General features: G+C 73.2%; 13 protein-coding genes. 9 read left to right on the top strand and 4 right to left on the bottom strand.

Annotated elements, in window-relative coordinates; genetic code table 11:
• Nucleotides 1-45 precede the first annotated feature (45 nt).
• The 5 genes from AB0D28_RS03405 to AB0D28_RS03385 all read left to right on the top strand — a co-directional run bounded on the left by AB0D28_RS03405 (nucleotide 46) and on the right by AB0D28_RS03385 (nucleotide 6,603).
• A complete protein-coding gene (locus AB0D28_RS03405) occupies nucleotides 46-1,836 on the top strand; it encodes an N-acetylglutaminylglutamine amidotransferase (RefSeq protein WP_357381721.1) in 1,791 nt (596 codons plus the stop codon).
• Between the two features lie 2 nt (nucleotides 1,837-1,838).
• On the top strand, nucleotides 1,839-3,677 hold the full coding sequence (gene ngg, locus AB0D28_RS03400; RefSeq protein WP_357381719.1) for an N-acetylglutaminylglutamine synthetase: 1,839 nt from the start codon (nucleotides 1,839-1,841) through the stop codon (nucleotides 3,675-3,677).
• On the top strand, nucleotides 3,674-4,858 hold the full coding sequence (locus AB0D28_RS03395; protein ID WP_357381717.1) for an osmoprotectant NAGGN system M42 family peptidase: 1,185 nt from the start codon (nucleotides 3,674-3,676) through the stop codon (nucleotides 4,856-4,858). The genes ngg and AB0D28_RS03395 overlap by 4 nt, the downstream gene beginning before the upstream one ends.
• 309 nt (nucleotides 4,859-5,167) lie before the next feature.
• On the top strand, nucleotides 5,168-6,097 hold the full coding sequence (locus tag AB0D28_RS03390; RefSeq protein WP_357381715.1) for a ribonuclease Z: 930 nt from the start codon (nucleotides 5,168-5,170) through the stop codon (nucleotides 6,095-6,097).
• Entirely contained in the window at nucleotides 6,094-6,603 is a 510-nt protein-coding gene (locus AB0D28_RS03385) for a GNAT family N-acetyltransferase (RefSeq protein ID WP_357381713.1), read from the top strand. Before AB0D28_RS03390 ends, AB0D28_RS03385 begins: the two co-directional genes overlap by 4 nt.
• A gap of 91 nt (nucleotides 6,604-6,694) precedes the next feature.
• Here AB0D28_RS03385 and AB0D28_RS03380 read toward each other — a convergent pair whose 3' ends face one another.
• Together AB0D28_RS03380 and AB0D28_RS03375 are read right to left on the bottom strand one after the other, a co-directional pair.
• Nucleotides 6,695-8,065, bottom strand: a complete 1,371-nt coding sequence (locus tag AB0D28_RS03380) for a cystathionine beta-synthase (RefSeq protein WP_357381711.1) — start codon at nucleotides 8,063-8,065, stop codon at nucleotides 6,695-6,697.
• A 76-nt stretch (nucleotides 8,066-8,141) separates the two neighbouring features.
• A complete protein-coding gene (locus AB0D28_RS03375) occupies nucleotides 8,142-8,498 on the bottom strand; it encodes a YkvA family protein (protein ID WP_357381709.1) in 357 nt (118 codons plus the stop codon).
• Between the two features lie 140 nt (nucleotides 8,499-8,638).
• Between AB0D28_RS03375 and AB0D28_RS03370 the strand changes: the two genes are divergently transcribed.
• The 4 genes from AB0D28_RS03370 (at nucleotide 8,639) to AB0D28_RS03355 (ending at nucleotide 13,494) form a co-directional block, all read left to right on the top strand.
• The gene (locus AB0D28_RS03370; RefSeq protein WP_357381707.1) at nucleotides 8,639-9,685 is read left to right on the top strand and encodes an SGNH/GDSL hydrolase family protein; all 1,047 of its coding nucleotides are present in this window, start codon (nucleotides 8,639-8,641) and stop codon (nucleotides 9,683-9,685) included.
• A gap of 147 nt (nucleotides 9,686-9,832) precedes the next feature.
• The gene (locus AB0D28_RS03365; RefSeq protein ID WP_357381705.1) at nucleotides 9,833-10,645 is read left to right on the top strand and encodes an SGNH/GDSL hydrolase family protein; all 813 of its coding nucleotides are present in this window, start codon (nucleotides 9,833-9,835) and stop codon (nucleotides 10,643-10,645) included.
• Between the two features lie 58 nt (nucleotides 10,646-10,703).
• On the top strand, nucleotides 10,704-11,966 hold the full coding sequence (locus AB0D28_RS03360; protein ID WP_357381703.1) for an acetyl-CoA C-acetyltransferase: 1,263 nt from the start codon (nucleotides 10,704-10,706) through the stop codon (nucleotides 11,964-11,966).
• 40 nt (nucleotides 11,967-12,006) lie between these two features.
• A complete protein-coding gene (locus AB0D28_RS03355; RefSeq protein WP_357381701.1) occupies nucleotides 12,007-13,494 on the top strand; it encodes a CYTH and CHAD domain-containing protein in 1,488 nt (495 codons plus the stop codon).
• On the opposite strand, the gene AB0D28_RS03350 is transcribed toward AB0D28_RS03355, so the two are convergent.
• A complete protein-coding gene (locus AB0D28_RS03350; protein ID WP_357381699.1) occupies nucleotides 13,491-13,811 on the bottom strand; it encodes a hypothetical protein in 321 nt (106 codons plus the stop codon). The genes AB0D28_RS03355 and AB0D28_RS03350 overlap by 4 nt on opposite strands.
• Before the next feature lie 17 nt (nucleotides 13,812-13,828).
• Nucleotides 13,829-14,587: a Bax inhibitor-1/YccA family protein gene (locus tag AB0D28_RS03345; protein WP_357381697.1), complete on the bottom strand. Its 759-nt coding sequence runs from the start codon at nucleotides 14,585-14,587 to the stop codon at nucleotides 13,829-13,831.
• Between the last annotated feature and the right edge of the window lie 85 nt (nucleotides 14,588-14,672).

The raw sequence follows: 14,672 nt of genomic DNA, 5'->3' as shown, positions 1-14,672 counted from the left end.
GTCTCAACAGGCGAACCGCAACAAGCTCTGGCAGCATTGGCTCGTATGTGCGGACTTGCGGGAGAGTTCCGTCGTGACGGTTCACGCGCCGACGTCTCGGCCGTGGAGCGGATGGCGGCCACGATGAGTGACCGAGGGCCCGACGACAGCGGCGTCTGGTCGCAGGGCCCGACCGCGCTGGGACACCGGCGCCTGAAGATCATCGACCTGTCCGCGGCGAGCGGCCAACCCATCGTTGACGCCGCCGCCGGACTCACCGGTGTCTTCAACGGCTGCATCTACAACTACCGGGAGCTGCGTGCCGAGCTTCAGGCCAAGGGCCACCGGTTCTTCTCGTCCGGTGACAGCGAGGTCGTGATCAAGGCGTACGCCGAGTGGGGGCTCGACTTCGTCGACCACCTGATCGGCATGTTCGCGGTGGCGATCAGCGAACGCGACACCGGCCGCCTGGTGCTGGCCCGGGACCGCCTCGGCATCAAGCCGCTCTACCTGGCCGAGAGCCCCGGCGTGGTCCGGTTCGCCTCGACCCTGCCGGCGCTGCTCGCCGGTGGCGGCATCGACACCACCATCGACCGGGTGGCGCTCGCCCACTACCTGAGCTTCCACAGCATCGTGCCGCCGCCGCGCACCATCCTGGCCGGCGTCACCAAGCTGCCGCCGGCCACGGTCCGGGTGTACGAGGCGGACGGCTCCACCCACGAGCGGGTCTACTGGGACCCGACGTTCGGCCGTGCCGCCGAGCGGGCCGGCTGGTCCGAGCGGGACTGGCAGGACGCGCTGCTCGACTCGCTGACCACCGCCGTACGCCGCCGCATGGTGGCCGACGTGCCGGTGGGCGTGCTGCTCTCCGGCGGCCTCGACTCCAGCCTGGTCGTCGCGCTGCTCGCCGGCGAGGGGCAGGCCCGCTCCGGCCTGGCCACGTTCTCCATCGGCTTCGACGCCGTCGGCGGCCGGGAGGGCGACGAGTTCGTCTACTCCGACCTGGTGGCGAAGACGTTCGGCACCGACCACCACCAGATCCGGGTGCCCACCGGCGACCTGCTGCCGCCGCTGGAGGCGGCCGTCTCGGCCATGAGCGAGCCCATGGTCAGCCACGACTGCGTCGCGTTCTGGCTGCTCAGCCAGGAGGTCGCGCGGCACGTCAAGGTGGTGCAGTCGGGCCAGGGCGCGGACGAGATCCTTGGCGGCTACCACTGGTACCCGCCGCTGGCGGGGGTGGACCGGGAGCAGGCGCTCGAGACGTACGCGAAGGCGTTCTTCGACCGCGACGCGGCCGGACTGGCCCGGGTGCTCAACCCGGCGTGGCTGGCCGACGGCGACCCGGCGCGGGAGTTCGTGGCCGCGCACCTGGGCCGCCCGGGCGCGCAGACCGCCGTGGACGCCGGCCTGCGGATCGACACCCAGGTCATGCTGACCGACGACCCGGTGAAGCGGGTCGACAACATGACCATGGCACACGGGCTGGAGGCCCGCGTGCCGTTCCTCGACCACGAGTTCGTCGAGCTCGCCGCGAGCTGCCCGCCGGAGCTGAAGCTGGCCCAGGGCGGCAAGGGCGTGCTCAAGGAGATCGGCCGGCGGGTCCTGCCACACGAGGTCATCGACCGGCCCAAGGGCTACTTCCCGGTGCCCGGCCTCACCCACCTGGAGGGCAAGCTCCTCGACCGGGTACGCGACGCCCTCACCGCACCGGAGGCGCGCCGTCGTGACTTGTTCCGCGCCGACTACGTCAACGCGCTGCTCGCCGACCCGAATGCCGAACTGACCCCGTTGAACGGAAACAAGCTGTGGCAACTGGGACTCCTGGAAATGTGGCTCCAGAGCCACGGAATCGACTGACAGTGACCGACACCCTCGCCACCGGAACGGCGCGTACCGACCGGGAACGGGTGCTCGGGCGACGCCGGGAACGCACCGGCCCCGGCGGCGACCCGATCGCACCGGGTACGCCGGAGCCACGGCAGCCGCAGACCGCTGACACCGACGCCTCGGGCGTCGTGCTGGACTGCGGCTGGGGCCGGCTGGTGTTCGGGCAGACGTTCGACGACCAGGTGCACGTGGCCGACGTGCTGCGGTCCGAGGCGGTCGGCGCCCGGGACATCTGCATCTACCTGCGCGATCCGCACGTGCTGGTGTCCCGGCTGCCGGACGAGCTGTTCATCGACCCGTCGCTGACGTACCGGCTGCCGCTGGGCGAGAAGCGGCCCGCCGCCACCGAGGGCGGCGAGGTGCCCGGGCTGACCGTCCGGCGGTTGCGCGACGCCGCCGACGCGGAGGCGGTGAACCGGATCTACGCCCGCAACGGCATGGTCACCGCCCCGGTCGAGGTGCTCGTGGACAACGCGGGCACGGACCGGTTCCTGCACCTCGTCGCCGAGGACGCCACGGGCGAGGTGGTCGGCACCATCACCGGCGTGGACCACGTCGCGGTCTTCGGGGACCCGGAGAAAGGCGCCAGCCTGTGGTGCCTGACCGTCGACTTCAACACCGCCCCGCCCGGCACCGGCCAGGCGCTGCTCACCGCGCTCGCCGACCGGCTCGACGAGCGCGGCCGGGCGTTCGTGGACCTGTCCGTGCTGGCCGAGAACTCGGGCGCGATCCGGCTGTACGAACGCCTCGGCTTCCACCGCACCGGCACGCTCTGCGTCAAGCGGAAGAACCCGATCAACGAGCGCCTGTTCCTGCCCGCCATGCCCGAGGGGTACGACGAGCTGAACCCGTACGCGAAGATCGTCGCGGACGAGGCGATGCGGCGCGGCATCCGGGTGGAGGTGACCGACCCGCACTGGGGTGAGCTGAAGCTGACCAGCGGCGGCCGGACCATCCACACCCGCGAGTCGCTGTCGGAGCTGACCTCGGCGGTGGCGATGAGCCGCTGCGACGACAAGCGGGTGACCCGGCGCATCCTCACCGAGGCGGGGCTGTCGGTGCCGCGCGGACGCACCGCCACCGGCGAGCCCGACGACGTCGCGTTCCTCAACGACGTGGGCCCGGTGGTGGTCAAGCCGGCGCGGGGCGAGCAGGGCAACGGCATCACCGTCGGCGTGCGTACGCCGGAGGCGCTGACCGCCGCCGTCGAGCTGGCCCGCCGGTTCTGCCCGGACGTGCTCATCGAGGAGCTGCGCGAGGGCGAGGACCTGCGGGTCGTGGTGATCGACCACGAGGTGGTCGCCGCGGCGGTGCGCCGGCCGGCGCAGATCACCGGCGACGGGGTGCACGACATCACCGAGCTGATCGAGCGGCAGAGCCGCCGCCGGTCGGCCGCCACCGGCGGCGAGTCCCGCATCCCGGTCGACGACATGACCCGCGAGGTGGTGGCGGAGGCCGGGTACCGGATGCACGACGTGCTCCCGGAGGGCGAGGTGCTGGCGGTCCGTCGGACGGCCAACCTGCACACCGGTGGCACGATCCACGACGTGACCGCCGAGCTGCACCCGGCCATCGCCGAGGCGTGCGTCACCGCGAGCCGGGCGCTGGACATCCCGGTCACCGGGCTGGACCTGCTGGTTCCCGCCCCGGACCAGCCGGAACACGTGTTCATCGAGGCGAACGAGCGCCCCGGACTGGCCAACCACGAGCCGCAGCCCACCGCCGAGCGCTTCGTCGACCTGCTCTTCCCGGGTACCCGGGCACCGCAGCGACTCTGGTCGCCGGCCGGTGCGGCAGGCTCTGGGGCATGACCGCACGCAAACCACAACCGCTCAAGCTCGACCTCGACTACCTCCGCCAGGTGCTGGTGGAGCTGCTGGAGATCCCCAGCCCGTCGGGACGCACCGACCACATCCAGCAGTACGTGGGCGAGCGGCTCTCCGCGATCGGGATCAGCTCCACGCTGACCCGGCGCGGAGCGCTGAGCGCCTGCCTGCCCGGCCCCCGGTCGACGGGCGCCGACCGGGCCGTGGTGGTGCACACCGACACCATCGGCGGCATGGTGAAGCGGCTCAAGGAGAACGGCCGGCTGGAGGTCAACCCGATCGGTACGCACAGCGCCCGCTTCGCCGAGGGCGCCCACGTGCGGATCTTCACCGACGACCTGGAGCGGGTGATCACCGGCCAGGTGCTGCCGCTGAAGGCGAGCGGCCACCGCTACAACGAGGCGGTCGACCTCCAGGGTGTCGGCTGGGAGCTGGTCGAGGTGCGGGTGGACGAGCCGGTGCACGACGAGGCCGGGCTGCGGGCGCTCGGCATCGACGCCGGGGACTTCGTGGCGTTCCTGCCCAACCCGACCATCACCCCGAACGGGTACGTCAAGTCCCGGCACCTGGACGACAAGGCGGGCGTGGCGGCGGTGCTGACCGCGTTCAAGGCGATGGTCGACGCCGGGGTCACCCCGGCGGTCACCGCGCACCTGCTGGTCACCGTCACCGAGGAGATCGGCCACGGCGCGAGCCACGGACTGGACCCGGACGTCGCGGAGATCGTCTCGGTGGACGCGGCGGTGGTCGCGCCGGGCCAGCAGTCCCGGGAGACCGCTGCCACGCTGGCGATGGGCGACGGCGTCGGCCCGTTCGACTACCACCTGACCCGCAACCTCGCCTCGATCGCCAAGGAGCACGGCGTCGACCTGGTGCGGGACGTCTTCGACTACTACCGCTCGGACGTGGCGGCGGCGGTCGAGGCCGGGGCGCACGCCCGGGTGGCGCTGCTCGGCTTCGGCGTGGACGCCACCCACGGCCACGAGCGCACCCACCTCGACGGGCTGCACCAGCTCACCCAGCTGCTCTGCCTCTATCTCCAGAGCCCGCTGGTCTTCCCGGAGTGGGACGCCGAGCCGGAGGGCGACCTGGCCGACTTCCCGTCGCTGGCGGTGCAGCCGGCGAACGAGGAGGGCCCCCGCGAGGGCCCGATCGGCCTGGACTGACCGGGCCTGTGATCGAAATCCGTTGCCGCGGCCGCCGGGAAGTGGATAGCGTGGCGGTACACGGGAAAGGAGGTGGTCCAGACTTGTATAGCAATCGGACTCGTGAGGTGGCTGTCCGCTAGCCGCTGTCCTCGACAGTGAAAACTCGCCCGCCGCGAGGCGGGCACCCGCAGGATCGTCGAGACCGTGTGGCAGCGGTGCGGCGAAACCACGACAGCCACCCGACCCCCGGGGTGCCGGCCCAGTCCAGCCGGCCCGCGCGCGAGCGCGGAAGCCCCGGGGGTCGCTTTTTGCCTTCCGGAGGATGCCGTGTCCATGCGTGAGCTGGTGGTGCTCGGTACGGCCAGCCAGGCCCCGACCCGGCAGCGCAACCACAACGGCTACCTGTTGCGCTGGGACGACGAGGTGATCCTCTTCGACCCGGGCGAGGGCAGTCAGCGGCAGATGCTGCACACCGGGATCACCGCCACCGACCTGACCCGGATCTGCGTCACCCACTTCCACGGCGACCACTGCCTCGGGCTGCCCGGCATGATCCAGCGGCTCTCGCTGGACCGCGTACCCCGCCCGGTGGCTGTGCACTTCCCGGCCGGGGGCGCCGAGTACTTCACCCGGCTGCGGCACGCCTCGAGTTTCTACGAGACCGCCGATCTCGCGGTCGAGCCGGTCGACACCGACGGGCAGCGGTTCGCCCTCGGCGTCGGCACGCTGGAGGCCCGCCGGCTGCGGCACCCGATCGAGACGTACGGGTACCGCCTGGTCGAGCCGGACGGCTGCCGGATGCTGCCGGAGAAGCTGGCCGCGTACGGCATCGCCGGTCCGGATGTGGGGCGGCTGCTGCGCGACGGCCACCTGGACCTCGACGGGCGTCGCGTCAGCCGGGACGAGGTGAGCGTGACCCGGCCGGGGCAGCGGTTCGCCTTCGTGATGGACACCGGGCTCTGCGACGGCGTGTACGCGCTGGCCGAGCACGCCGACCTGCTGGTGATCGAGTCGACGTTCCTGGAATCGGAGGCGGCGCTCGCCGCCGAGGTCGGGCACCTCACCGCCGGCCAGGCCGCGCGGGTGGCGACCGAGTCGGGGGTACGCACGCTCGTGCTGACCCACTTCTCCCAGCGGTACGCCGACCCGCGCCGCTTCCACGACGAGGCCCGGGAGCACTTCGCCGGCGAGCTGGTGATCGCCGAGGATCTCCAGACGGTGCAGGTGCCGCCCCGGCGGGTACCGTCGCCCCGGTGACGATCTCCCTACGTTCCGCGACCGAGGCCGACCTGATGGCGGTCGGCGCCCTCCACCAGCGCTCCCGGGTGGCGGCGTACTCGTCGTTCCTGCCGCCCGAGGCGCTGACCGACCCGACGCCCGCGGCGATGGGCCGCTACTGGGTGGAGCGGCTGACCTGGGAAGGCGCTGACCACCGGATGACGGTGGCCGAGCGGGACGGGCGGCTGGTGGGGTTCAGCTACCTCGGGCCGGACGACGAGGGCGATCCGGCGACCGGGCTGCTCAACGCGATCCACCTGGAGCCGTCCGAGCGGGGCCGGGGCACCGGCCGGGCGCTGATGGTGGACGCGCTCGACGCGATGCGGGCACGGGGGTGGACCCGGGCGGCGCTGTGGGTGCTGCGGGACAACGCCGCCGCGCGCCGCTTCTACGAGCGTGGCGGCTGGGCCGCCACCGGTGAGCAGCGGGACGAGCACATCGGCGCGGCGCTCGTCCCCCAGCTCCGCTACGCCCGCCTGGTGTAAGGAAGGGCCCCCTATTAACGCCTCCGGTAGAGGAAGGGCCCCTTGTTAACACCGGGTGTTAATAGGGGGCCCTTCCTTACAACGCGGAGGGTCAGCGGGCGCCCAGGTGGGCCAGCAGGTCCTGGCGGGTCAGCACGCCCTTGGGCTTGCCGTCGACAAGCACCAGCGCCGCGTCCGCCTTCTCCAGCAGCCCGACCGCCTCGCTCACCGGCTGGCCGCCGCCGATCATCGGCAGCGGCTCGCCCATGTGCCGCTCGATCGTGTCGTGCAGGTGCGCCTGGCCGGTGAACAGGGCGTCGAGCAGGTCCTTCTCGGCGATCGAGCCGGCCACCTCACCGGTCACCACCGGCGGCTCGGCCTTCAGCACCGGCAGCTGGGAGACGCCGTACTCGCGCATGTAGTCGATCGCGTCGCGGACCGTCTCGGTCGGGTGCACGTGCACCAGCTCGGGCAGGCCACCGGGCTTGTCGGCGAGCGCGTCGGCGACGGTCGGCTCGGTGCCCGATTCGTCGAGGAAGCCGTACCGGGCCATCCACTTGTCGTTGAAGATCTTCGACAGGTAGCCACGGCCGCCGTCCGGCAGCAGCACCACGATCACGTCGTCCGGGCCGGCCTTGCGGGCCACCTCCAGCGCACCCACCACCGCCATGCCGCAGGAGCCGCCCACCAACAGGCCCTCCTCGCGGGCCAGCCGGCGGGTCATCTCGAAGGACTCCTTGTCCGACACCTCGACGATCTCGTCGGCGATCTGCCGGTCGTACGTCTCCGGCCAGAAGTCCTCGCCGACGCCCTCGACCAGGTACGGACGGCCGGTGCCACCCGAGTAGACCGAGCCCTCCGGGTCCGCGCCGATCACCCTGACCCGGCCCTCGGACGCCTCCTTGAGGTAGCGGCCGATGCCGGAGATGGTGCCGCCGGTGCCGACGCCCGCGACGAAGTGGGTGATCTTCCCCTCGGTCTGCCGCCACAGCTCCGGGCCGGTGGTCTCGTAGTGCGAACGCGGGTTGGCCGGGTTGCTGTACTGGTTGGGCTTCCACGCGCCGGGGATCTCCCGGGCCAGCCGGTCGGAGACGTTGTAGTAGGAGCGCGGGTCCTCCGGCGCCACGGCGGTCGGGCAGACCACCACCTCGGCGCCGTACGCGCGCAGCACGTCCTGCTTGTCCTGGCTGACCTTGTCGGGGCAGACGAAGACGCAGCGGTAGCCCCGCAGCTGGGCCACCAGGGCCAGCCCGACGCCCGTGTTGCCGCTGGTCGGCTCCACGATCGTGCCGCCCGGCCCGAGGATGCCCGCCTTCTCGGCGTCCTCCACCATGCGCAGGGCGATCCGGTCCTTGACCGAGCCGCCCGGGTTGACGTACTCCACCTTCGCCAGCACGGTGGCCTGGATGCCCTCGGTGACGTTGCGCAGGCGGACCAGCGGGGTGTTGCCGATCAGCTCGACGACGTTGTCGTAGTACTGCACCTCGTTGTGCCCTTCGTCGCGCCGCCGTCGTGGGGCGGTCGGTCAGCCGTCAGTTCGCCGACCAGCGTACGTGCCCTCAGGGCACCACATGCCCCGGGATGACGGAGCTGCGACGCGTCTCCCACTCCAGGAACCGCTCGGTCTCGGCGAGCACGCTGCCGGCCAGCCAGGTGACCATGACCGCGTCGTCGGCCAGCCCGAAGATGGCCAGTGGGATCTCCGGCAGCAGATCGATCGGCGAGACGATGTACGCCGTCGCCCCGGCCATCAGCGCCAGGCGCAGGCCACCGTCGTACTCGCCCCGGGTGGTCGCGCGGATCATCCGCGGCAGCGCCGCCAGCCGGGCCCCGAGCGACGGCCCGCCCCGCGTGCCCGCCGCCAGCGCCCGGGCCAGCGCGGCGAACGCGGCGCTGCGCTTCAACGTCTTCCCCATGATGTCGCCCCTCTCCGCTCGACCATGGTGCGGCCCGGTGGCAAGTCCGCGCCCGCTACCCCACCGGTACCCATTCCGGGCGTCGCCCAGCCATCCGATCACGGACAGCAGTGGTCGTACCGGCGCGATACTGTCGGCTCATGGGGGACGCTGGTTCCGTCGCGCCGGTCCGCCGGCAGCGCGCCCGGCAGATCGTCCGCCTCGCGGCGGTCGGCACGGGCGCCACGGTCGCGGCCACGCTCGCCACCGGCGGGGTGCTGCTCGGCCAGGCCCGGCAGGCCCGCCGCACCATCCCGATGGCCCAGGCCCCGCCGCCTCGCTGCGACGGCGTCTACGGGGCGAGGCTGCCCGGCCCGCCGATCACCATGGTCGTCCTGGGCGACTCCTCCGCGGCCGGCTACGGCGTGCACAGGCGCCGGGAGACGCCGGGTTCGCTGCTCGCCACCGGGCTGTCCCGCCGGCTGCACCGGCCGGTCCGGCTGCACCGGTTCGCCGTGGTCGGCGCGCTGTCGTCCGGTCTGAAGCCGCAGGTCGAGTCCGCCCTGGAGGTCGAGCCGGACGTGGCGGTGATCCTGGTCGGCGGCAACGACGTCACCAACCGCACACCGTTCCCGGTGGCCGTGCGCTACCTGGTCGACGCGGTCCGCACGCTGCGGGCAGCCGGCTGCGAGGTGGTCGTCGGCACCTGTCCCGACCTGGGCACCATCCGGCCGATCCAGCCGCCGCTGCGCTGGCTGGCCCGGCGCTGGAGCCGCCAGCTCGCCGCCGCGCAGACGGTGGGTGTGGTCGAGGCCGGCGGCCGTGCCGTCTCGCTCGGTGACATGCTCGGGCCGCGGTTCGCCGCCGACCCCGGGCGGATGTTCGCCTGGGACCGATTCCACCCCTCCGCCGAGGGGTATGCGATAGCCGCGGCGGCGTTGCTGCCCACCGTGCTGTCCGCGCTGGGCGCGGTCCCGGAACGCAGACCTGTCCTGCCCGGCGTGGAAGGCGTACGGTCGCTCCCGGAGGCCGCTCACCAGGCGGCCCGGCACGCCGGCACGGAGGTCAGCGGCACCCAGCTGCGGGGTCGCGACCGCGGGCCGGGCGGGCGGTGGGCGCAGCTTCGCCGGCGGGCCTTCTTCGGCGTCGGCGCGGTGCCACCGACCGGCAGCGCCGCCGACTCGGCAACGCTGGAGGGAACGGCATGAGCGAGCGAATCGGCCGGCTCAGCGCGAAGGTGCCTCATGGCGGCACGGAGCGAAGCGGAGTGACGGCATGAGCGAGCGCAGCGAGCGAATCGGCTGGCTCAGCGCGAAGATGCCTCATGGCGGCACGGAGCGAAGCGGAGTGACGTCATGAGCGAGCGCGGTGAGGTGGCCCGGTGGGGCCGGGCGGCGGCCCTGTCCCTGCTGGCCGGCACGGTGGGCGGCGCGGCGGTCCTCGCCGGCCAGGCCATCGCCGCCCGCAGCCGGGAGTACGCCCAGCCCGAGCTGGGCCTGATGCTGCGCGCGACGGTCGGACGCGCCGACGCCCCGCCGCTGCGGCTGGTGCTGCTGGGCGACTCGTCGGCGCTCGGCGTGGGCGTCGACCGGTTCGAGGACACCATCGGCGGCCAGCTCGCCAACCTGCTCGCGGAGGGGCCGGCCGGCCGGCGGGTGCAGTTGTCGAGCGTCGGTGTCTCCGGCTCGCGCGCGACCGACCTGGCCACCCAGGTGGCGCGGGCACTGCTCGGCGAGCGGCCCGACGTGGCGGTGGTGCTGATCGGGGCGAACGACGCGACCGCCATGGCCCGGCCCGGTGACGCGGCGGCCTATCTCGGCTCGGCGGTACGCCGGCTGCGGGAGGCCCACGTCGAGGTGGTCGTGGGCACGTGCCCGGATCTCGGCGCGGTCCGCGCGGTCGCCGCCCCGCTGCGCCAGGTGCTCGGCTGGTCGGGACGGCGGATGGCGCGGGCCCAGACGGCGGCCGTGCTGGACGCCGGCGGCACCGTCGTCGACCTGGGCACCGAGACCGGTCCGGTGTTCCGCGCGGACGCGGGCACGCTGTGCCACGACGGCTTCCACCCGTCCGCCGACGGCTACCGGGTCTGGGCGCACGCCCTGCTGCCGGCCGTCGAGGCCGCCACCGCTGTCGCGTTCCGGCACCACAGGCGACCGCCCACGGGGTGACATTTCCCGCCCGCCTCGCGGCTTCCCGCGCATGTTACTAGCGCGTTAACGTTGGCTCATGCCGATTGAGTCGCCCCGCGACGCCGTCATCGTCGCCACCGCCCGGTCCCCCATCGGCCGCGCGTTCAAGGGTTCCCTCCGCGAGGTCCGCCCGGACGACCTCGCCGCCACGATCGTCCAGGCCGCCCTCGACAAGGTCCCGGCCCTCGATCCCACCACCATCGACGACCTCTACCTCGGGTGCGGTCTGCCCGGTGGCGAGCAGGGCTTCAACATGGCCCGGGTGGTCGCCACCCTGATGGGGCTGGACGGCCTGCCCGGCGCCACGCTGACCCGCTACTGCGCGTCCTCGCTCCAGACGACCCGGATGGCGATGCACGCGATCCGGGCCGGTGAGGGCGACGTGTTCGTCTCCGCCGGTGTGGAGATGGTCTCCCGGTACGCCCGGGGCAACTCGGACACGCTCCCGCCGGAGGCGCAGGCGCTGGTCGGGGGCGGCTGGGAGAACCCCCGCTTCGCCGAGGCGCGGGAGCGTTCCGCGGCCCGCGCGAAGGGCGGAGCCGAGGTGTGGACCGATCCGCGCGAGGCCGGTCAGCTCCCCGACATCTACCTCGCCATGGGTCAGACCGCCGAGAACCTGGCCCAGGTCTACGACGTGACCCGCGAGGACATGGACGCGTTCGGCGTCCGCAGCCAGAACCTCGCCGAGAAGGCGATCGCGGACGGCTTCTGGGCCCGCGAGATCACCCCGGTCACCACGCCGGACGGCACTGTGGTCAGCACCGACGACGGTCCGCGTGCCGGGGTGACACTGGAGGCGGTGGCCGGCCTGAAGCCGGTGTTCCGCCCGGACGGCCGGATCACCGCCGGCAACTGCTGCCCGCTCAACGACGGCGCCGCCGCCGTGGTGATCATGAGCGCGCAGCGCGCGTCCGAGCTGGGGCTCACCCCGCTGGCCCGGATCGTCTCCACCGGTGTCACGGGGCTCTCCCCCGAGATCATGGGTCTGGGCCCGGTCGAGGCGTCGAAGCAGGCCCTCAAGCGGGCCGGCATGACCATCGACGACGTCGACCTGGTCGAGATCAACGAGGCGTTCGCCGCCCAGGTGATCCCCTCGTACCGGCAGCTCGGCATCCCGGAGGAGAAGCTGAACGTCGCCGGTGGCGCGATCGCCGTCGGCCACCCGTTCGGCATGACCGGCGCGCGAATCACCGGCACGCTGCTCAACGCGCTGGAGTGGCACGACAAGACCATCGGTCTGGAGACCATGTGCGTCGGCGGCGGCCAGGGCATGGCGATGGTGCTCGAACGACTGAACTGAGACCGGTTCGCCGGGGCACGGGCCGGGTACGGGAGGCCGCATGGCGACCGTCGTGGAACGTGAGCGCAAGTACTCCGGCGACGAGGGTTTCCGGCTGCCCGACCTGACCGGGTGCGGTGGCGTCGTGACCATGTCCGACGCCACCGTCTCGGATCTGGACGCCGTCTACTGGGACACCGACGATCTGCTCCTGCTGCGCAGCGGGCACGCGCTGCGCCGGCGTACCGGCGGGCACGACGCGGGCTGGCATCTCAAGGTGGGCGCGGTCGGCGGTGCCCGGGTCGAGCACCGGTTCCCCGCCGGGGCGTCCGACGACGGCCCGCCGCCCGAGCTGGTCGCGCTGATCCGGGCCGCGTCGCGCGGTCGCCCGGTGGCCCCGGCGGCCCGGGTCGTCAACCGCCGCCGGGAACGCGGGCTGCTGGACGCGGACGGCCGGGTGCTGGCCGAGGTGGCCGAGGACGACGTCCGGTCCGAAGACCTCGTGGACGGCACCGAGCGGGCCTGGCACGAGATCGAGATCGAGCTGGTCGAGGGCGACGAGGGTCTGCTCGACGTCGTCGGCGAGCGGCTGCACGCGGCCGGCGCCCGGGACGTGGCGGTCAGCAAGTCGCACCGGGCCGTCGCCGCCCGGATCGAGCGCTTCGACGACCAGGAGCCGGACGGTCCGGCAGGGCAGGTCCTCGCGTACGTCCGGGCGCAGCGGGACGCGATCGTCGGCAACCACGCGGCCGCGTACCAGGGGGGCGAGGACGCGGTCCACGACATGCGCGTCGCGACCCGCCGGTTGCGGGCGACGCTGCGTACCTTCCGGGGCCTGTGGGACCGCCGGGAGAGCGAGACGCTCCGGGCTGAACTGCGCGAGCTCGGCGGCGAGCTGGGCCGGGTCCGCGACACCCAGGTGATGGCCGTCCGGCTCACCGACGCGGTGCACGAGTTGCCCGACGACCTGGTGCTCGGCCCGGTGGCCGCGCGGATCCGCGAGCGGTTCGCCGCCGACCTGGCCGAGGCGACCGCGGCGCTGCGGTCCGCGCTGGACGCCGACAGCTACCCCGCCCTGCTGACCCGTCTGGACCGGCTGGCCGACGGGCCGCCCGCCGACGTGGGCCGGCGCTGGGTGGAGCGCAGGGTCCGCCGCGCGGTACGCCGCGCCGACCGGCGGCTGGACCGGGCGCTCGCCACCACCGGGCCAGCCGGTGACGCCGCGTTGCACGAGGCACGCAAGAAGATCAAGGCCGCCCGGTACGCGGTGGAGGTGCGCGAGCCGGCCGCCGGCAAGCCTGCCGCCCGTCTGGTGAAGCGGTTCAAGGCGCTCCAGAATCTGCTCGGCACCCACCAGGATTCGGTGGTGACCCGCGAGGCGCTCCGGCGGCAGGCGCTCCAGGCGTACGCCGACGGCGAGAACACGTTCACCTACGGCCTGCTGCACGCGCGGCAGGCCGAGGCCGCCGGCCACGACCGCCCCGCGGTCCTGCGGGCACGCGATCGGGCCCGGCACCGCAAGGTACGCCGCTGGCTGAAGCGGGGCTAGAGGGCGGTGCGGGTTCGGGTCACCGCGTCGGTGGCGGTGACCAGGACGGGCTCCGGGGGCGCGGCGCGCGTGAGGTCGGCGGTGACCACGCGGAGCTGGTCGGGCAGCGCCAGATCGGCGGGGAGGCGGGGCACGTCGCGGCGCGGCTCACCGGCCGCGTCGGCGGCCAGGTCGGCGATCTCCTGGACCAGCTTGTGCACCAGGTCGGCCCGGGACACGTTGCCGCCTTCGGCCTTGGCCGACCAGCGCGGTTGCTGCCAGTGCCCGACCTGTCGGACCAGCAGGGCCACCGCCCGGTCCAGTTCCGCTGCGCTCATCGCCGCCGAGTCTACGGTCAGCGGCGTACGTAGCTGAGCAGGCGGAGGATCTGCCAGTACAGGAAGATCAGCCCGACCAGCAGCCCGAAGGCGCAGTACCAGGCGTAGCGGCGGGGCAACCGGTTCGCGGCGGACCGCTCGACCAGGTCGAAGTCGAGGATGAAGCTGAGCGCGCCCGCGATGATCGCCACCACCGAGAACAGGTACGGCAACCAGCCCACCCGGTCGCTGAGGCTGTACACGACCGCCCCCTGCCGCCCGGTGAACAGGTATGCGACCAGGTTGACCAGGCCGATCGCCACGATCCCGACGAGCGTGCCGATGACCAGCCGGGCCAGGCGCGGGGTGGCGCGGATCAGCCGGGCCCGGTAGAGCACCGCCATGCCGAGGAAGACGCCGAACGTGCCGACCACCGCCTGCGCCACGATGCCCGGATAGACCAGCTCGAAGGCGCGGCTGGCCACCCCGAGCAGTAGCCCTTGCAGAACGGCGTACCCGACGATGACCGGAGGGCTGGTGATCTGCTTCAGTGAGATGACGAGCACCAGGGCGAGGCTGGCCAGCGCGCTCCCGGCGAGCGCGGCGGTGATCCACGCGGCCTGCGGCACCACCACCCAGGACACCGCCGCCGTGACGCCGGTGACCAGCAGCAGGCCCACGGTCCGGCTGACCACGTCGGCCACCGTCATCGTGCCGGCGGTCCCGACCCCGAGCACCTGCCGCTCGGCGCGGCCGACGTCGTCCAGCCGGTCCAGCACCGGGTTGGCGCTGCGCACCGTGACCACCTCCCGCCCACGTACCCGGATCCCACTCTGCCCCGGGCGGCCCGGCGGGGACGGGGAAACGGCGACGCCCGCCGCC

The organism is Micromonospora sp. NPDC048169 (assembly GCF_040652815.1).
GTDB lineage: Bacteria > Actinomycetota > Actinomycetes > Mycobacteriales > Micromonosporaceae > Micromonospora.
The sequence above is the reverse complement of the archived record's forward strand: the minus strand, read 5'-3'. Positions and strand labels throughout refer to the sequence as shown.